18 protein-coding genes are annotated in these 18,583 nt (G+C 72.2%); 7 read left to right on the forward strand and 11 right to left on the reverse strand.

Features of this window, described 5'->3' with window-relative positions; genetic code table 11:
- Positions 1-96 precede the first annotated feature (96 nt).
- Positions 97-1,083, reverse strand: a complete 987-nt coding sequence (locus tag AC5L30_RS14350; RefSeq protein ID WP_494867959.1) for a sulfite exporter TauE/SafE family protein — start codon at positions 1,081-1,083, stop codon at positions 97-99.
- 255 nt (positions 1,084-1,338) lie between these two features.
- On the reverse strand, positions 1,339-1,803 hold the full coding sequence (locus tag AC5L30_RS14355) for an RrF2 family transcriptional regulator (RefSeq protein WP_363615322.1): 465 nt from the start codon (positions 1,801-1,803) through the stop codon (positions 1,339-1,341).
- A gap of 267 nt (positions 1,804-2,070) precedes the next feature.
- Here AC5L30_RS14355 and AC5L30_RS14360 point away from each other — a divergent pair, with 267 nt between their 5' ends.
- Complete coding sequence (locus tag AC5L30_RS14360) at positions 2,071-2,742, forward strand: YceI family protein (RefSeq protein ID WP_494867739.1); 672 nt, start codon at positions 2,071-2,073, stop codon at positions 2,740-2,742.
- Between the two features lie 53 nt (positions 2,743-2,795).
- On the opposite strand, the gene AC5L30_RS14365 is transcribed toward AC5L30_RS14360, so the two are convergent.
- From AC5L30_RS14365 to AC5L30_RS14380, 4 genes are all read right to left on the reverse strand, one after another.
- A complete protein-coding gene (locus AC5L30_RS14365; protein WP_494867741.1) occupies positions 2,796-3,680 on the reverse strand; it encodes an acyl-CoA thioesterase in 885 nt (294 codons plus the stop codon).
- Positions 3,677-5,125 (reverse strand): pyruvate kinase, encoded by a 1,449-nt coding sequence (gene pyk, locus AC5L30_RS14370; protein ID WP_494867742.1) that lies wholly within the window; start codon positions 5,123-5,125, stop codon positions 3,677-3,679. The genes AC5L30_RS14365 and pyk overlap by 4 nt, the downstream gene beginning before the upstream one ends.
- Positions 5,126-5,394: 269 nt before the next feature.
- Positions 5,395-6,777 carry an FAD-binding oxidoreductase gene (locus AC5L30_RS14375; protein ID WP_494867743.1) on the reverse strand — a complete coding sequence of 461 codons (1,383 nt, stop codon included), beginning with the start codon at positions 6,775-6,777 and terminating at the stop codon, positions 5,395-5,397.
- A gap of 132 nt (positions 6,778-6,909) precedes the next feature.
- Positions 6,910-7,272 carry a YciI family protein gene (locus tag AC5L30_RS14380; RefSeq protein WP_091407872.1) on the reverse strand — a complete coding sequence of 121 codons (363 nt, stop codon included), beginning with the start codon at positions 7,270-7,272 and terminating at the stop codon, positions 6,910-6,912.
- Positions 7,273-7,514: 242 nt separating this feature from the next.
- On the opposite strand from AC5L30_RS14380, the gene AC5L30_RS14385 reads away from it, so the two are divergent.
- Complete coding sequence (locus AC5L30_RS14385) at positions 7,515-8,387, forward strand: aldo/keto reductase (RefSeq protein WP_494867744.1); 873 nt, start codon at positions 7,515-7,517, stop codon at positions 8,385-8,387.
- Between the two features lie 66 nt (positions 8,388-8,453).
- Here AC5L30_RS14385 and AC5L30_RS14390 read toward each other — a convergent pair whose 3' ends face one another.
- The 3 genes from AC5L30_RS14390 to AC5L30_RS14400 all read right to left on the reverse strand — a co-directional run bounded on the left by AC5L30_RS14390 (position 8,454) and on the right by AC5L30_RS14400 (position 12,068).
- Positions 8,454-8,882: an effector-associated constant component EACC1 gene (locus AC5L30_RS14390; RefSeq protein ID WP_494867745.1), complete on the reverse strand. Its 429-nt coding sequence runs from the start codon at positions 8,880-8,882 to the stop codon at positions 8,454-8,456.
- A gap of 14 nt (positions 8,883-8,896) precedes the next feature.
- On the reverse strand, positions 8,897-11,101 hold the full coding sequence (locus AC5L30_RS14395) for a M48 family metalloprotease (RefSeq protein ID WP_494867746.1): 2,205 nt from the start codon (positions 11,099-11,101) through the stop codon (positions 8,897-8,899).
- Between the two features lie 175 nt (positions 11,102-11,276).
- Entirely contained in the window at positions 11,277-12,068 is a 792-nt protein-coding gene (locus AC5L30_RS14400) for an esterase/lipase family protein (RefSeq protein WP_494867747.1), read from the reverse strand.
- Between the two features lie 204 nt (positions 12,069-12,272).
- Here AC5L30_RS14400 and AC5L30_RS14405 point away from each other — a divergent pair, with 204 nt between their 5' ends.
- Positions 12,273-13,631, forward strand: a complete 1,359-nt coding sequence (locus AC5L30_RS14405) for a pentapeptide repeat-containing protein (protein ID WP_494867748.1) — start codon at positions 12,273-12,275, stop codon at positions 13,629-13,631.
- Positions 13,632-13,724: 93 nt separating this feature from the next.
- Here AC5L30_RS14405 and AC5L30_RS14410 read toward each other — a convergent pair whose 3' ends face one another.
- Entirely contained in the window at positions 13,725-14,306 is a 582-nt protein-coding gene (locus AC5L30_RS14410; RefSeq protein WP_494867749.1) for a TetR/AcrR family transcriptional regulator, read from the reverse strand.
- Between the two features lie 220 nt (positions 14,307-14,526).
- Between AC5L30_RS14410 and AC5L30_RS14415 the strand changes: the two genes are divergently transcribed.
- From AC5L30_RS14415 to AC5L30_RS14430, 4 genes are all read left to right on the forward strand, one after another.
- Positions 14,527-15,993 carry an MFS transporter gene (locus tag AC5L30_RS14415; RefSeq protein ID WP_494867750.1) on the forward strand — a complete coding sequence of 489 codons (1,467 nt, stop codon included), beginning with the start codon at positions 14,527-14,529 and terminating at the stop codon, positions 15,991-15,993.
- A gap of 106 nt (positions 15,994-16,099) precedes the next feature.
- A complete protein-coding gene (locus tag AC5L30_RS14420) occupies positions 16,100-17,086 on the forward strand; it encodes an SEC-C domain-containing protein (protein WP_494867751.1) in 987 nt (328 codons plus the stop codon).
- Positions 17,087-17,155: 69 nt separating this feature from the next.
- On the forward strand, positions 17,156-17,611 hold the full coding sequence (locus AC5L30_RS14425) for a nitroreductase family deazaflavin-dependent oxidoreductase (protein WP_494867752.1): 456 nt from the start codon (positions 17,156-17,158) through the stop codon (positions 17,609-17,611).
- A 67-nt stretch (positions 17,612-17,678) separates the two neighbouring features.
- Positions 17,679-18,089: a hypothetical protein gene (locus tag AC5L30_RS14430; protein ID WP_494867753.1), complete on the forward strand. Its 411-nt coding sequence runs from the start codon at positions 17,679-17,681 to the stop codon at positions 18,087-18,089.
- A 174-nt stretch (positions 18,090-18,263) separates the two neighbouring features.
- Here the strand turns inward: AC5L30_RS14430 and AC5L30_RS14435 are convergent, their stop codons facing one another.
- Positions 18,264-18,527 carry a DUF6244 family protein gene (locus tag AC5L30_RS14435; protein ID WP_030489032.1) on the reverse strand — a complete coding sequence of 88 codons (264 nt, stop codon included), beginning with the start codon at positions 18,525-18,527 and terminating at the stop codon, positions 18,264-18,266.
- Positions 18,528-18,583 lie beyond the last annotated feature (56 nt).

The raw sequence follows: 18,583 nt of genomic DNA on the forward strand, positions 1-18,583 counted from the left end.
AGGCATCGATCATGAAGTTGTGTAGCGAGGGCCGGCGTCGGGGGCGGGCCAACCAGGACCAGGACGGCGGCCCGGGATCAAGGGACGGAACGGGGTTCAGCGTGAGGTGGCCGTACCCGTTGCGGCCAGATCGGCCGGGACGCCGCCGGTAGCAGCAGTGATAGCGACGGGCACGCCGGCAGCGACGGGGGAAGCGCTCGCCGCCTCGGCAGCCTCGGCGCGGGCGCGGCGGGTACGCCGTAGGGCGCGCACGGCAAACACCAGGGCGGCCAGCCAGCCGGCGGCCAGCAGGGCGTACAGGGCGGGGCGGGTCGGGCCGTCCAGTTCGGCGGAGCGGATCAGGGTGCGGGCGTTGGTCAGCACGATCACGCCGCCGACTGCCGCGCCGAGCAGTTGGGCGGGCACGATTCGCACCAGCCAGGCGGCCAGCGGGGCGGCGATGAGCCCGCCGATGAGCAGCGCGGCGACGGTGGGGAGCAGGAATCCCTCCGTACCCAATCCGATCAGGAAGCCGATGCTGGCCGCGCCGGCCACGACGAACTCGGAGGTGTCCACCGAGCCGATCACCTTGCGGGGTTCCATGCGACCGGAGACCAGCAGCGCCGGGGTGGCCACCGGGCCCCACCCGCCGCCGCCGGTCGCGTCGACGAAGCCGGCGAGAAGGCCCAGGGGGCCGAGGAAACGGCCGCGGAGCCGTCCGCCGGCCCGGTCGGTGCGCAGCGGTCGGGCGAAGCGGATCAGGAGGTACGCGCCGAGGGTGAAGAGAATGCCGGCCATCCACGGTGCGGCGGCCTCGGTGGAGATCGAGCTGAGCACGGTGGCGCCGGCGAAGGCGCCGATCGCGCCGGGCAGGGCGATGCGGGTCACCACCCGCCAGTCGACGTTGCCGAACCGCCAGTGCGCGACCCCGGCGGCGAGCGTGGTGCCAATCTCGGCCAGGTGCACGGAGGCCGAGGCGGCGGCCGGTGCGACCCCGGCGACCAGCAGCAGCGTGGACGAGGTCAAGCCGTACGCCATGCCGAGCGAACCATCGATCAGTTGCGCGACGAGCCCGACCAGAGCGAGGACCAACAGCTTGCGCACGAGCGCCCCCAGACTTTTCGGCATCTCCTATCGACTTGGTCGACAATGCGGGATGGGGCAGCCGGGGTCAAGCCCCCGATCGGTGGATGGGACGCGGCGGGGGCGGCGGCCGATGGCACGAGGCCGTTAACCGAACAGGCGCACGAAACCACGCGGTGGGGTCGGCGCCACATGACGCGGAGCCGAAAACCGCTGGCACGCACACCAAGCGCGCCACCGGGCCAGGTGACGTGGAGCCGGGAGGCTAGCCGGCGCTCAGATCCAGGCGCGCGGGTCGGCGGCCAGTTCGGTGACGCGCGGGGGCAGGGTGCCTGCGGCCACGTCGGCGACGCTGACCAGTTCCAGGATCTCCCGCTCGCTCGCCCGCAGCGCGATCCAGACCTCCTGGAGGGCGTGCGCCGGGCCGTGGTAGCCGAGCTGCTCGGGGCGTTGCCCGCGTACGTGGGCGAGGGGTCCGTCGATCACCCGGATGACCTCGGCGAGGGAGATCTCCTCGGCGGGGCGGGCCAGCCAGTAGCCGCCCTCCGGGCCCCGCTGGGCGTGCACGATGCCGCCCCGGCGCAGCTGGAGCAGGATGCTCTCCAGGAACTTCGGCGGGATCTCCTGGGCGCGGGCGATCTGGTCGGCCGTGACCGGCCGGCCGCGCCCGGGGCCGCTGGCCGTCGCGGCAAGCTCGGCGGCCGCGCGGAGGGCATAGTCGACCCGGGCGGAGAGGCGCATGTCGGCAAGGTTAGTCGCTGGTCAACCGGGCGGGCGGGCGGCCCTCGGCCGATCGGTCACGCATCGATGAAAAGTGGCGCCGCCGGGGCCTGTTCGAGCCGCCGCCCAGGACCGGTGAAGTACGTCATGATCCCCTGCACGGTGGCGGCCGAAATGCCGGGCTGGAGCGTCCCTATGCTGGGCGGGAGTACGAATGTCTGGCCGTTTACCCGGCCGCCAGCAACATATTGATAAACACCCGGGTGTGCTCGGGGGGAAGGCAACACGATGACCGATGTCGTCGCCACACGCACCTGGGATGGCATGACCATCCCGGTGGCCGGCACCTATCTTCTCGATCAGGCGCACAAGCGGATCGGTTTCCTGTCCCGACACATGATGGTGAGCCCGGTACGCGGCGAGTTCGCCGAGGCCACGGCGCAGATCTTCGTGGCGGAGGACCCGCTGCTCTCCTCGGTGACGGCCACCATCATGTCGGCGAGCATCACCACCGGGAGCGTCGACCGGGACACGCATCTGAAGAGTGCCGACTTCCTCGACGTGGAGCGTTTCCCCACCCTCGAATATCGAAGCACCGGCATCAAATGGCAGGGCAACGAGGACCCCATATTCCAGTGGGCGCGTCTGCGCAACCATCGGTTGGGTGGACGAGGCCGGAGCCACATTGTTCCGCCGCAGTCCGACGGCGTTCCCGGACGATTCGTCCTCACCGGTGAGTTGACCGTGAAAGGGATCACCCGAGCCGTCGACCTGGCGGTGAATTTCGGCGGTGCTCGTCAGGATCCGTACGGGCAGAACATCTTTGGTTTCAGCGCGACGGCCGAGATGAACCGTGAGGATTACGGCCTGCTCTGGAATGTCGCCCTGGAGAGCGGCGGGGTGCTGGTCGGCAAGACGGTGCAGATCGAGATCGCCGGGGAAGCCATCCACCAGGCCTGACCCTCCTCATCCCCGCCAGGGACCTGGCGGGGATGAGCGACAACCACCGAGCGTCAGGCGCCGACGCGGCGCAGCAGACCCTCCTGGACGGCGCTGGCGATCTGCCGACCGTCCGTGGTGAACATCCGGCCGGTGGCCAGCCCTCGCGCGCCGGACGCCGACGGGCTCAGGCAGTCGTAGAGGAACCACTCGTCGGCCCGGAACGGCCGGTGGAACCAGAGCGCGTGGTCCAGGCTCGCGCCGACCAACCCGCCCGGCCCCCACACCTCACCGTGCGCGGAGAGCACCGAGTCCAGCAGGGTGAGGTCCGACGCGTAGGTGAGCGCGCAGGCGTGCAACAGGGGGTCATCGGGCAGTTTGCCGTCGATGCGCATCCAGACGCGCTGGTGCGGGTCGGCGGGCCGGTCGCCGGGGCGGACCCAGCCGGGCTCGCCCACGTAACGCACGTCGATCGGTCGTGGGATCTGACCCCAGATGCCCAGCCGCTCCGGGTAGCGGGAGAGCCGGTCGGTCATCGTCGGCACGTCCTGCGGCGCGGGTACGTCCAGCGGGGAGGGGGCCTGGTGGTCCAGGCCCTCCTCGGCCCGCTGGAACGACGCCGACATGAAGAAGATCGGCTTGTCGTGCTGGAGGGCGACCGCGCGGCGGACCGAGAAGGACCGGCCGTCGCGGATGTTCTCCACCTCGTACGCGATCGGCTCGACCGGGTCGCCGGGGCGGACGAAGTAGCCGTGCAGCGAGTGCACGAACCGCTCCGGGTCGACGGTGCGGCCGGCGGCGACCAGGGCCTGGCCGGCGACCTGGCCGCCGTACACCCGTTGTGGGCCGACCGGGGGGCTCATCCCCCGGAAGGTCATCTCCCCGGTCGGGTCGAGGTCCAGCACTTCCAGCAGCTGGTCCACCGCCGCCTGGCCGACCGCGACCCGACCGTCGCTCACTGCAGCGCCCGCGCCGACGCGGCGTCGACCAGCGAGCCGAGCTGGTGTACGCGCAGCGTGTTGGTCGAGCCGGGGGTGCCGGGCGGGCTACCCGCGACGATCACCACGTAGTCACCGGGGTTGGCCCGGTCGAGGCCGAGAAGCGCCTGGTCGACCTGCCGGAACATGTCGTCGGTGTGCTGCACGAACGGCATCAGGAAGGTCTCCACGCCCCAGGTGAGGGCGAGCTGGTCGCGCACCTCGGGGACCGGGGTGAAGGCCAGCAGCGGCAGGTCGCAGTGCAGGCGGGACAGCCGTCGGACGGTGTCACCAGTCTGCGAGAACGCGACGAGCGCCTTGGCGTTGATGGCCCGGGCGATCGACGAGGCGGCGACGGTGAGGGCGCCACCGTGGGTACGCGGGTCGTGCTGCAACCGCGGCACCCCGATCGAACCGGCCTCGGTGGTCGTCACGATCTTGGCCATGGTGCTGACGGTGAGCACCGGGTACTTGCCGACGCTGGTCTCGCCGGAGAGCATCACCGCGTCCGCCCCGTCGAGCACCGCGTTGGCGACGTCGGACGCCTCCGCCCGGGTGGGGCGGGAATTCTCGATCATGGAGTCGAGCATCTGGGTGGCCACGATGACGGGCTTGGCGTTCTCCCGGCACAGCTGCACGGCGCGCTTCTGCACCAGCGGGACCTCGTCCAGCGGCATTTCGACACCGAGGTCACCGCGGGCGACCATGACGCCGTCGAAGGCCAGCACGATGGCCTCCAGGTGCTCCACCGCCTCCGGCTTCTCGACCTTGGCCAGCACCGGCCGGAAGACGCCCTCCTCGGCCATGATGTTGTGCACGAGCTTGATGTCGTCGGCCGAGCGGACGAAGGAGAGCGCCACCAGGTCGACGCCGAGCCCCAGGGAGAAGCGCAGGTCCTCGGCGTCCTTGTCCGACATGGCGGGCACGCTGACCGCCACGTTCGGCAGCGAGACGCCCTTGTTGTTGGAGACCGGGCCGCCCTCGGTGACGAGGCAGCGGATGTCGTTGCCGGTGACGTCGGTGACCTCGACGGCGACCCGACCGTCGTCGATCAGCAGCCGGTCGCCGGGCTTCACCTCGTGCGGCAGCTTCGTGTAGGTGCAGGAGACCCGCTCCTTGGTGCCGATGACGTCGTCGCCGGTGATCACGACCGAGTCACCGGTGCGCCACTCGTGCGGGCCGTCGGCGAACCGACCGAGCCGGATCTTGGGACCTTGCAGGTCGGCGAGGACGGCGACCGGCTTACCCGCTGCCTCCGACGCCTCCCGGACCAGTCGGTAGACCGCCTCGTGGTCGGCGTGGCTGCCGTGGCTGAAGTTGAGCCTCGCCACGTTCATGCCGGCCTCGACGAGACCCCGGATGCGCTCCGGGGACGAGGTGGCGGGACCAAGAGTGCAGACGATCTTCGCGCGGCGTGTCACGCCCATCAGGCTAGTCTCTCCTTCAGGTCGGACTCGGGGCCGACCCCTTGCAGGCAATGGAACAGGTGTCCAACGACGCGCGGTGCGCGTCGGGCCGGCGGGCGGAACCGCACCGGGAACGTTGTGGCGACGGGCATCAGCGACCGCGCGCCGGGAATCGTACGCCTCCGGTGGCGTGCGCTGTCGGGGTGCTCCCGGCGGCGGCTCACCGCGGGTGCCCCGAGGGCGGCAGGCGGCGGCTCATTTCGGGCGCTCCGGGGGTCGCCGGCGGCGGGTCATTCCGGGTCACCGGAAGCCGGCAGGGTGGGCACCGCGTGGAGCAGGTCGCGGGGGTCGTAGCGGCGCTTGGCCCGGCGCAGCCGCGCCCAGTTCGCGCCGTAGGCGAGCCGGACCCGGTCGGTCTCCTCCGGGGCGAGCAGGTTGGGGTAACCACCGGGCAGGGCGTGCGGGGCGAGCGCCGCCGAGGTCCGCTCGGCCCACTCGCGGTGCGGGCCGGTTTGGTCGCCGGGCGCCCACACCGCGATGATCTCGGTCATCAGGTGGTCGGTGCGGAGCCGGAACGCCGCGTCGGCGGGTCGGACCCGGGTGGCCGCGCCGTGGAAGTGGTGCACGGCCAGCGCGGAGAACGGCGAGCTGACCCGCCGGGCCGCGTCGACGAACGTGTCCACGACTCCGTCGGTGAGCGCGGGCAGCCAACGGGTTCGCAGCAGGTAGTGGTTGCCGTCGACCATTCCGCCGTCGAACATCCGCAGCGCGTCCGCGTACGGCATCGGGCCGATCTGGTCGACCAGCGGGGTGCCCAGCGCGCGCAGCCGGTCCATCCACGGCGCCCCGGCGGCCAGGTCCGGGCCGCTGTAGAACGGGCAGACGAAGATCACCGGCTCGCCGGCGGGGCCGGGCAGGAAGCCGGCCATCACGGTCAGCTCGTCCGGGGCCTCGGCGACCAGCGCGCCGTAGCCGCGCAGCACGGCCGGCGCCTCGGCGAGCGCGAACATGATCATGCCGGCCAGGACGCCGGGCAGCCGGTGCGCGCGGAAGCGCAGCTCGGTGACGATGCCGAGGTTGCCCCCGCCGCCGCGCAGCGCCCAGTACAGCTCGGCGTCGTGCCGCGGGTCGGCGGTGACCCGGCGGCCGTCGGCGAGAACCACCTCCGCGCCAAGCAGACTGTCCAGGGCGAGACCGAACCGGCCGCAGAGCGGGCCGTACCCGCCGGCGAGGGTGAGCCCGGCCATCCCCACCGCGCCGACCACGCCGGTGGGGACCACCAGGTCGTACGGGCGGGCGGCGGCGAGCAGCTCGGCCGCCGTGGTGCCGCCGCCGATGGTCACCGTGGCCGCGTCCGGTTCGACCCGGACGGAGCGCAGCCCGGTCAGGTCGAGCACCAGAGCACCGTTGCGCAGCGCCCGGCCGGCCCAGTCGTGGCCCCCGGAGCGAACCGACACGGGCAGGTGACACCGGGCGGCGACGCGGACCGCCTCGGCCACCTCGTCGGCGTCCCGACACTGGGCGACCAGCGCGGGCGTACGCGCCACCGCGCCGTTCCAGAGCCGGGTGGTGATGGCATAACCGGGATCGCCCGGCTCGTGCAGCCGGTCGCCGAGCAGGGCACGCAGTCGGGCGGCGGCCGACGCGACATCGGGGATGGCGGCGGAGATCATGGCGACTCCTCGACCGGGGCCGACCCACGACACCGGGTACGCCCCGGCGGCGGCCCGCGCTGGGCGCGACGGTAGCACCGGCAGGCGGGCGAGCGCCGTCGTCATCACGACAGCCACCGATGGGCCGACGACTCAACTTCCCGCTTTGACCAGCGGGAACTCCAGGGAACCGGCCGGGCAGAGGAAGGTCAGCACCTCCACCCGGTAGAGCCCGGCCTGCACCGCCGGATCGGCCTCCAGCACGCTACGGACGTCGTCGACGCTGCCGGTGCGGGCCAGCCCGAAACCGATCGGCGGGTCGGGCTCGCGTGCCGGCCCGTCCACTGAGCCGGCGACCAGGACGATGCCGCGTCGCTGCAACGCCTGCATGTGCTCGGCGTGCTCGGCCTGCAACCGCTGCACGGTCTCGGCGGGCAGGGCCCGCCCGGCCGCGCCGGGATAGATCACGATGCACTCGTACGTGTCGAGCGCGAAGTTGACCTGCGGCACTCCCATGGGTGCTCCCTCCGCCGTCGCGCCGGAACGCACCGGCTCCGGTCAGCGTCGCACGGACACCCCGGTCGCACCGGGCGCTTCCCGGCAACTCGGTTCGGCGCGCCCACGGCGTGTCCGCGCCCACACTCGGCCGACCGACGGCATGGCGGCGGGGTTCCGGGGGATGATCCATCGGTGGTGGGTGGGCGCTTCACGCCCGCGCTGTCCACGCCCGCCACGACGAGACGATTGGGGATCGGGCAATGGCGACAAATATCAGTGAGCAGCCCGCGAAGGCGTCCGGCACGTACCAGATCGGTGGCGACGTCACCGTCAACCGGCTCGGCTACGGGGCCATGCAGATCACCGGCCCGGGTGTCTGGGGTGACCCGAAGGACCCGGCCGAGGCGGTTCGCGTGCTGCGCCGTGCGGTCGAGCTGGGCGTGACGTTCATCGACACCGCCGACTCGTACGGGCCGTTCGTCTCGGAGTTGCTGATCCGGGAGGCCCTGCACCCGTACGCCGACGACCTGGTGATCGCGACCAAGGCCGGGCTGAGCCGCTCCGGCCCCGGCGACTGGCGGGCGCTGGGCCGCCCGGAGTACCTGCGCCAACAGTGCGAGCTGAGCCTGCGCCACCTCGGCCTGGACAGCATCCCGCTGTACCAGCTGCACCGGATCGACCCGAAGGTGCCGCTCGCCGACCAGCTCGGTGAGCTGGCCCTGCTGCGGGAGGAAGGCAAGATCCAGCACATCGGGCTGTCCGAGGTGAGCGTCGCGCAGATCGAGGAGTCCCGGGCGATCACCACGATCGCGTCCGTGCAGAACCTGTACAACCTCGCCAACCGCAGCGCCGAGGACGTGCTGGAGTTCTGCGAGCGCAACGACCTCGCGTTCATCCCGTGGTTCCCGATCGCGACCGGTGAGCTGGCCCGCCCGGGCGGCCCGCTGGACGCCATCTCCACCGCGCACGGCGCGTCGCCCGCGCAGCTCGCGCTGGCCTGGCTGCTGCGCCGCTCGCCGGTGATGCTGCCGATCCCCGGTACGTCCTCGGTGGCGCACCTGGAGGAGAACGTGGGCGCGGCCGACGTGCGGCTCACCGACGACGAGTTCGAGGCGCTCGCCAAGGCGAGCTGACCCGCCGGTCGGGACGCCGTCGGGTCAGTCGGCGGGGTCCGGACCGAGCTACCGGACGCCGTCGGGTCAGCCGGCGGCGTCCGGACCGGGCTCCGGACCGGGCTCCGGACCGGGCTCCGGACCGGGCTCCCGGGCAACGCGCAGCGCCTCGGTCGCCTGGGCCAGCAGTCGAGCGGAGTCGGTCCGCCCGCTCACCTGAAGCTCCACTTCGGTGTCCCCGGTCTGGATCCGGATGCTGGCCTCGGTGCGCTGCTGGTCGACCCAGGACTGCAACAGGTTGAACAGCCCCGGGAGCAGCCCCTGGGCCAGCACCGCGATGATCACCGCGTCGCTGAAGCCCGGCCGGCCACCGCCGCCGCCGGCCGAGCGGACTCCCGGCCGGTACTCGGGGCGGCGGTGGATCCAGGTCAGCAGGTCGACCGACGGGGGCTGCCGCTGCCGGGGGTTGATGGTCAGCCGGACGGGCAGCCGGGCTGCGGATTCGCTGTCGGTCACGGTCTGTCTCCCGGTCAGTCGGCGGCGGGTCGGAAGGTCACGTTGTCCCCGTCGGCGGTGGCGACGCCCGCGACGGTGAACGCATTGTCGTCCTTGAACGGTGAGCTGCCGCCGAAGTAGGTGGTCGTGCCACTGGCCTCCACCCTGCCCTGGGTCTCGGTCGGGGTGAAGACCTGGGCGCTGGCCGGGCCGGTGAGTTCGACGGCGAGCTTCGGATACTCCAGGATCTTCCAGGTGACCTTCTGGGTGGAGCCGCCGTAGTAGCGGAACGGGCAGCCCGGCGGGGCGGCGACGGTCTGCTTGGCGCACTCGTCCAACCAGACGCGTACCCGGGCCTCGACGGCTTCGATGGCCGCCGGCTTGAGCACCGGCGCCAGTTGCAGGACGGCGGCGGTCTCCCCCGGGCCCACCAGCACGGTCGCGCTCGGCGTCTCGCTGAGCGCACTGGACGGGCCGGTCGCGGTGTAGCCGCCGGGCAACAGCACCACTTGCGGACCCTCGGTGGCGACCGGCAGCTCCACCCCGTTGAGCCGCACCCCGGGGTCGGCGATCGCGGCGTTGAGCGGGGTCGGCCCGCCGCTCAACCGCCAGCCGTGGAACAGCCCGGCGGTGGTCTCGTCCTCGCGGCGCAGGGTGAGGGTGGCGGTCTCCCGCGTCTCACCCAGCCGGTACGCCACCGTGGCGGTGGCGCTGTCGCCGTCACGCTCCAGCGTGCTGATCTCGACGTCGGTCGGTGGCTGGTAGCCCTTGCCGCGCAGCAGTTTGGCGAGAAGGTCACGGTCGGTGCCGTTGCCCTGATCGGTGAGGAAGTCGAGCGCGGCCTCGCTGTCGCGGTCGGCGAGCGCGGAGAAATACCCGTCGATCGCCGCCTGGGGGCGGAAGAACGCCCACTGCACCACGCCGAGCCCGCTGGTGCCGAGGCAGGCGACCAGGGTGAGGGCGCCGACCAGCAGCCAGGTGCGGCGGGTGCCGACCGGGCCGGAGGGGTTGAACAGCCGGTCGACGGTGACCGGCTGGCTCGCGCCGTCGGGCGCGCCAACCAGTGACGCCCGCTCCAGCGCGTCGAGCCGCAGTTCGTGCGGCGGGTGGGTGGCGCAGACCGCCTCGTCCCAGCCGCTGCGGCCGGTCTCGAAGGACAGCCGCCGTTCCAGGATGCGCCGCAGCCCGTCGACGTGCCCGGTGAGCACGGCGCCGAGGTCGGCCCGGTATTCGGCCGCCCGCACGTCGCGGGCGTGCAGCGGCAGCACCACGTAGCGCATGGTGAGCAGCACCGGCCAGAAGAACACGAAGACCACGAAGTTGGTGCCCGGGTGCGGGAACGTCCGCATCAGCCAGGTCGGCAGGGCGTGCGCGAGGGTCAGCGGCAGGCCGACGCCGCGGACGAAGGCGCTGGTGATCTCGTCCCCGGTGCGCCAGTGCACCAGCTCGTGGCTGAGCAGCGCGGCCACCTCGTCGTCCGGCTCGCTCAGCACGGCGGTGGTGACCACCACGTGCCGGGCGTACGTTCGGGCGTTGCTCAGGACCGGGTCGTCCTCCATCAGCAGCCGGGGCACGCTGGGCAGGCCGAGCCGTCGGGCGCACTCGTCGAGCACGGGGCGCAGCCGCGCGTACTCGCGGCGGCTGGGCTGGCGCGCACCCGAGACGACCAGCAGGCGTGGTTCGAGCAGCACCCGGTAGAGCGTGTAGAGGACCCCGATCAGCGCCGCCGCGACGACCGTGCCGATCAGGCCGGTGAGCAGCGCGAAGGGCTCGTCGGCGACGCCCAGCCAGGGCAGCGCGAGCACGACGAGGAAGCCGACCAGGAAACCGATGGCGAAGCCGGCCACGCCGCCGAGCACCCCGCCGGAGCGGGTCAGGAACGCCTCGATCAGGGAGCCGATCAGCGGGGCGTCGCGCAGCGCCTGGGGCACCTGGTCGTCGGCGCCGGACCCGATGGCGAAGAGCCCGGCGACGCCGAACGCGAGACCGCCCCAGAACGCCAGCAGCAGCGCGACCGGCAGGTAGAACCAGGTGGCGAGGAACGCGCCGAGCACGCCGCGCCAGTCCCGCAGGATCCCGGCGCGCAGCCAGACCAGCGCGCTGGGGTAGCCCGGTGGACGGTCGGCGAACCCACCGGTGGGCGGCGGGGTGTCGGCCGACGGCGGTTGGGCGGCCCGGACGTCGAGCTGCGGCACGGTCGGCGGGGTGGTCTCCGGCGGCACGGTGGGCGGCTCGGTCATGAGCGCTGCTCCTTTTCCGAGGATGGCGTCCACTGTCGGGGATGGACAGCCGGAGCAGGCTATCGAGGACATCTGATGTCTGCCATACCGTTTCGGGGGATCGTCGCGCACCCGACACTCACCGTCGCGGGTTCGGTGCGGCGGTCCCCTCCGGGACCGCCGCACCGCAAGGGGGTCAGAGCGCGAGGCAGTTGGGTCGCACCGGGCCGTCGACCAGGGCGCCACGCACGATGGTGTACGCCGTGCCGTCGAGCACCAGGCCGAGGTGCCCCACCACCCGCAGTGGGCAGTACGCCTGGATCAGCACGTTCGTCGCACCGTCGTTGACGGCGGCGTTCCCGGTCGGCCGGACCAACTCGTCCTGCAGAGTGCGGATGGTGGTGTAGCGCACCGCGCCCGGGGTGTCGTCGCCGGCGTTGAGGTCGGCGAGGAACGCCGACCCGATGGTCATCTGTTGGCAGGCCACGACACCGGCGCAGCTGCCCAGGCCCAGGAACGCCACGATGTTGGCGACGTACGTGCCGTACTGCGGTGTGCCCAGGCTGACGTAGCGGCCGACGGTGGCGGTGCCGCCGAGCCGCTTGAGGTAGTACCGGCTGACCAGGCCCCCTTCGGAGTGGGCGACGACGTCGACGGTCGCCGCGCCGGTGCTGGCCTGTACCTGGCTGACGTAGCTGGCGAGCGCGCGGGCCGAGGTGGGGATGTCGCCGAGGCCCAGCCCGGGCAGTTGGTAGATGAAGGTGCGGGAGCCGTCGGCGCGCAGACGGGCGGCGATCGGCTCGTACGCAACGGCGACACCGCTGAGCCCACCGACCACGATGACGGGGTTGGCCGCTGCGGCGGCGAACGGCGTGGCGGCGGTGGTGGCCGGGGTGGGATCGGCGGGGGCGGCGGTCGCCGTGGCGGTGGACGCGAGCAACGCGGCGGTGGCGAGGGTCAGGACGAGGGCGGTCTTTCGGAGCAGCATGGCTGCACCTCCGGGGGGAGGCACCCGGCGAACCGGGCAGGTGGGTGGGGGTGTCCGATCGACCGTGCGACGATGATGCCCGCAACAATTTAGAAACGTCAATGACTTGTTACGCGCCGGTAACCCGTTGTTCCGGCGGGGGTGTAAACGGTCATACCGTCACGCTCCATATCGGACACCGACGGTGGCTGGCATGCTGTGGCCGTGGCTGTCGACGAACCCACCGAGCGCGAGCTGCGGGTGATGCCGTGGTGGCTGGTCCTGGTCGGCCTGCTGGCCGCCGTCGCCCTGGGTTGGCTGGTGCTGGACCTGCTGCTCACCGAGGCCGACCGCGCCAGCCAACCGGACACCCGCGCCGCGCTGCGCATCGACGCGATCCGCACCGGTCTGACCGTCGTCGCCGGCACCGGCGGAGGGCTCGCGCTGCTGCTCGCCGCCCGCCGTCAGTGGATCACCGAACGCGCGCAGCGGCACCAGGAGAGCGTCGCGGCACGAGACCAGGCGCACCGCGACCGGGTGCAGGCGCACGCCGAGGCGGTGGCGGAGGCCGCGCAGCGCCACCAGGACCGGCAGTCCGGAGCCGCCGAGCACGACGCGGCGGAGCGTCGACTAACCGAGCTCTACACCCGGGCGGTCGAGCTGCTCGGCAACGACAGCGCGGCGGTACGCCTCGGTGGCCTGCACGCGCTGGAGCGCCTCGGTCAGGACAATCCGGGGCAGCGCCCGACGATCACGGCGGTGCTCTGCGCGTACCTGCGGATGCCGGCGGCCGACGGCGAGCCGCGCGAGACGGAGGTTCGCCGCAGCGCCCAGCGCGTGCTCACCCGGCACCTGCGCGCGGACGACGCGGCCCACTGGCCGGAGCTGAGGCTCGACCTGGCCGGCGCCGCGCTTGTCGACTTCGACGCCGCCGGCTGCACGCTCGTCGACGCGAACTTCACCGACGCGGTGTTCACCGGCACGACCACCTTCGCGGGCGCGACGGCGCGGGGGCGTCTCCTGCTCGGGGCGGCGACCTTCGGCGACGTGGTCTTCGACGGTCTCACCGCCGAGGCGGAGGTCGTCCTGGACGACGCCCGCTTCGGGGGTCAGGCCAGCTTCGACGGAGCCGGGTTCGCCGGCGGCCTGTCCTGCCTGCGGTCGCGCTTCGCCGGCCCGACGTCATTTCACCGGGCGGTCTTCGACCAGCCGACCAGCTTCGACGCGGCCCACTTCGGTGACGGGGCCAGGTTTCGGGAGGCCACCTTCCGCAGCGGCCTGTCGATGGAGCGCACCGAGTTCGCCGGATACGCCGGGTTCCGCTCGGTCCGCTTCGCGGACATGGCGCTCTTCCGCTGGACCGTGTTCGCCACCGAGGCGTGCTTCGAGCAGACCCGCTTCGAGGGCGCGGCGAACTTCGGCCGGGCCCGATTCCAGGGTGTGGGCAGGTTCGACGGCGCCCAGTTCAGCCAGCCGCCGCAGGTCGACCAGGCGCGAGCGGCGGCCGGCGGCGGTCACGCGTGGCCCGCCGGCACGACGGTCGAACGGCTCGACGACGAGTGGCTGCTGCTGGTCGACCGCTGACCGGCCGAACGGGCGTCAGCGCTGGCGCGGCCGGCTGGTCGTCAGCGCGACGCGGCCAGCCAGGTCGTCAGCGCGACGCGGCCGGTCGGGCGGTCAGCGTGGCGTGGCTGGCGGGCGTAGGCCGTCCAGGGCCACGCCGAGCACCCGGTCGCGCTGCTCGGGTGACGGGAACTGGGCCATGGTGAGGCCACTGATCAGCCGCACCACGTCGTCGAAGCCGATGTCGTTCCGGACCACGCCGGCGGCCTGGGCGCGACACATCAGCGGCTCACCGGCGGAGAAGATCTCCGCGCGGCAGCTGGTGAAGATCTCGGAGTCGTGCAGCAACTGCTCGGCGAGCGCCCGCTTGGTGGCGACGTACGCGACGAAGCGGTGCAGCCAGGCGACGAGCGCGTCCCAGGGTGGCAGCTCGGCCAGCCCCTCGGCGGAGTGGCACAGCGCCCGGACCTCCTCGACGTAGACGGCCTCGAACAGGTGCCGGCGGGTCGGGAAGTTGCGGTAGAGCGTGCCGATGCCCACGCCGGCCCGGCGGGCCACGTCCTCCAGGGAGGCAGCCGCACCGTTCTCGGCGAACGCCTCGCGCGCCGCCGTGATCAGGGCGTCGTAGTTACGCCGCGCGTCGGCCCGCTTGGGCCGCTGCGCGAAGACCTCGGGCGCCTGCCCCGCGCTGGTCATGACGTGCGTCACCTCACCCTGGTTGCATCCGGAGGGAACCCTCCGCTAGCTTAGTGGAGGCACCCCTCCGGAACCCCGGAGGCTTGCCTCCGGTTACTTTACCTCGTGACCCGCCCGATCGCCGCCTGGCCACCCGATCGCCCGGATCCCGACAGACCTCCCGTCACAGACGACGGGCGACAAGCCTTCAATCCCGTACGTGAACAGGGAGTTTTCTCTCGTGGCAGTGACCTCCCGACGCGGCTCGCGTCGGCTCACCTTCACCGTGCTCGCGGCCGGCGCCGGGTTCTTCGCGATGCTCCAGTCGCTGATCACCCCGGTGCTGCCGACCATCCAGCAGGACCTGCACACCTCCCAGAACACCGTGACCTGGGTCCTGACCGCCTACCTGCTCAGCGCGTCGATCTTCACGCCGATCCTCGGGCGCGTCGGCGACATGGTCGGCAAGGAGCGGATGCTGGTCGTCTCGCTCGCCGCCCTCGCCCTCGGCTGCCTGCTCGCCGCCATCGCGCCGAACATCGGCGTTCTCATCCTGGCCCGGGTCGTGCAGGGCATCGGCGGAGCGGTCTTCCCGCTGTCGTTCGGCATCATCCGCGACGAGTTCCCGGCCGCTCGGGTCTCCACCGCGGTGGCCGCCATCTCGGCGATCGTCGCCGTCGGCGGCGGCCTGGGCATCGTGCTGGCCGGCCCGATCGTCAGCACGCTGGACTACCGCTGGCTGTTCTGGATCCCGATGGTCGTGGTCGGGCTGACCGCCGTGGCCGCCCACCTGTTCGTGCCCGAGTCGCCGGTCCGTACCCCCGGTCGGATCGACTGGCGTGCCACCCTGCTGCTCTCCGGTTGGCTGGTCGCGCTGCTGCTGCCGATCAGCCAGGGCGCGGCTTGGGGCTGGACCTCCACCCGGGTGCTCGGTCTGCTGGCGCTGGCCGTGGTGCTGCTGGTCGGCTGGCTGGTCACCGAGCTGCGGTCGAAGAACCCGCTGATCGACATGCGGATGATGCGCCTGCCCGGCGTCTGGACCACCAACCTGGTCGCCCTGCTCTACGGCGCGTCGATGTTCTCCGTCTACGCGTTCCTCCCGCAGTTCCTCCAGACCCCGACCGCGGCCGGCTACGGCTTCGGGGCGAGCATCAGCCAGGCCGGTCTGCTCATGCTCCCGATGGTCAGCGCGATGTTCGTCGCCGGCATCATCGCCGGGCGGCTCCAGGCCATCTTCAGCGCCAAGGCGCAGCTCGCCACCGGTGCCACCTTCAACGTCGCCGCCTCCGCGATGCTCGCCACCGCGCACGACACCCGCTGGGAGGTCGCCATCGCCGGTGGCCTGGTGGGTCTCGGCATCGGCCTGGCGTTCGCCTCGATGGCCAACCTGATCGTCGCCAGCGTGCCGGCCAGCCAGACCGGCGTGGCGACCGGCATGAACGCCAACATCCGCACCATCGGCGGCGCGATCGGCGCGGCCGTGGTCAGCGGCGTGATCACCGCGCACCCGCAGGCCAACGGCCTGCCCCGGGAGGCCGGCTTCACGATGGGGTTTCTCGTCCTCACGGCGATCGCCCTGGCCGCCGCGCTCGCGGCCCTCGCCGTCCCGTCCGCCCGGCGGGCGTCGGCCGGTCGCCGGCCGTCCGCCGCGACGATCGTCGAGTCGGAGCTAGCCGGCGAGTTCGCCACCGTGCCAGCGACCCGCTGAGGGAACGTGTCGCAGCCCGGGCGGTTCGCCGCCCGGGCTGCTCCATGTTCGGGAGTACGCTGGCCGCTCCCCCACCCACCGTCCGTCGTCTTTTCAGGATGCGCCCATGTCCGAGTTGCTGACCGCCGACCGCATCGAAGAGATCAGCGCCCTGGGCGCCGAGAGCCCGGACCCGGCCGCGCTCGTCGCCGAACTGGTGGGCGCCGTCGACGGGGGGCGGGTCGCGGACCCCGACGACACCGGGTACGCCCTGCTGGTCGCCGTGGACATCCTGGAACAGGCCGGCGACCTGGCCGACGCGCTCACCCTGGCCACCCGCGCCGTCGCCGAACAGCCCGACGACAACGCGTACGCCCGAGCGGTGCGCGGCGGACTGCTGCTGCGCCTCGGGCGTACCGACGAAGGCATGGCCGAGCTGACCGCCCTGCGTCCGCTGCTGGAGACCGAGCCCAAGTCCATGTACCTGATCGACGAGCTGGCCGAGTCCGGCCACGGCGACACGGCGGTGGAATGGCTCACCGGGGCGCTGGACGCCATCCTGGAACGGACCCGCACCCAGCAGCACGAATCCGAGGACGCCCAGGACGAGGCCGCCGCCATGATCTACGGCCTGGCCCAGCAGCGGCACGACCTGCGCGAAGAGCAGGGCCTACCCCACGACGAGTACGACAACCTCGCCGACCGGCTGCGCGCCGCGAGCACCCACGCGCTCGACGCCCTCGACGACGGCCCGGCGACGCTGCTGTTCTGGCCGCAGACGGAGTTCACCGCGCTGCTGCTGCGCTGGCCCACTCTCATCGACAGCTACCCCGCCACCTGGGACGAGCACCGCGCCCAGCTCGAACGCGCCCTCGTCGACGCCTCCGGGCTCGGCGGCGCGGACCTGGGCGTGGTCGTCGGCACGGTCGCCGACCTGGCGGCCTTCGCCGAACGCACCGGAGGCGACCCCACCAGCGAGGAAACCCTCGACGAGTACGCCGACAGCCTCGACGAGGCCGGCGTGACAGCCTGGCCGCCCGGCCGCAACGACACCTGCTGGTGCGGGTCCGGCGCCAAGTACAAGAAGTGCTGCCTGCCGCGCTCGCGCGCCTGATTGTTCCGGGCGCTCTGACCCCGACGTATGGTCGATGCGTCCGTTCGACTCGACGATGAAGGCGATGGCGTGACCACACACGAGCAGCACGAGACGGTCGAGGACAGCCCGGTCGGCTGGGTCGCCAGCCACATCCGGCGCTACGTGCGGACCGACGGCGCGGACGGGGGCACCTTCCACGGCGTACCCTCGCTGCTGCTCACCACCCGCGGACGCCGATCGGGCAAGCTGCGCCGCACGGCCCTGATGTACGGGCGCGACGGTGACAACTACCTGCTGGTGGCGTCCAACGGCGGCGCGGCCAAGCACCCCGCCTGGTACCTCAACCTGAGCACCGACCCGGCGGTGGAGATCCAGGTCGGTGCGGAGCGGATCGTTGGCCGGGCCCGGACCGCGACCGGCGAGGAGCGCGTCCGGCTGTGGCCGGTGATGACGAAGGTTTTCCCCACGTACGCCCGCTACGCGAAGGAGACCGACCGCGAGATCCCGGTCGTCGTCATCGAACGGGAGCCCACCATCGATTGATGTCCCTCAGTGCCGGGGAGGGCTAGGGTGACGGCAGGTAGGCACCCACTCCGGCAAGGAGGACCTCGTGCGCCGCATCATCACCACCATCGCACTGCTCGGGCTGTCACTATCCGTCATGCTGGCGCCGACGCCGGCGAGCGCGGCGAGCACCGTCGACGTCACGTCCGCGACCCTGGTCGCACGCGGCGTCGCCGTGGACATCACCCTCACCGTGACCTGCCCAGCCGGCCTGTCCGGCGCGACAGAGCTGATCGTTCGCCAGCGGTCGGGCGACCGGGTCGCCTACGCGTCCGGCTGGGCGCCCCTCAGCAGCTGCACCGGCGAGCCGCAAGCCGTGCCCGGGAGAGCGTGGGTGGAGGGCGGCGGACTGGTTCTCCACAAGGGTGTCGCGCTGATCAGCGGAGGATTCGAACTGTGTAACCAGGACGTCTGCGACTACCCGAACTTCGAGCAGACGTTCCGCATCACCCGCTGATAGACGGCCGCGCCATCGCCGCAGGCCGCCCACGGCGTATCCGGTGATCAGGTGATGAGAAGCAGGTCAGAATCGCCCGACGCCTACGCTTATCACCTGATCACGGGCGTCACAACGGCGTTGAGGAAGGCTTCGACCTCGGGAGAGGTTGCCGAGCGCTGCCACCATCCGTGGTCAGTTTCCCAGCGCTCGGACCTTGGCGATCGTCTCCTGCACATGCTGCTTGGCGGGGTCGCCACCCTGAGACGCCTGCGCGAGCGCCTGACGGTACGAATCGATCATGCCGACCAGCGGACCGGCGGCTACGCCTTCCAGCGCACCGGCGACGAGTGCTCGCGCCTCGGCGGCGTCCTGTGCTGCCGCTGCGGTCTTGGCCTTCGCCTCGTCCAGCTTCTGCGACGCCGCCGCCAGCCTCGCGATGATCTGTGCTGCGCTCACGCGCACCTCCCCATGTTCGACCATCGCCTCCACCACCGCGCCGGCAGAGACCACAT

This window comes from Micromonospora sp. BQ32 (assembly GCF_059358895.1).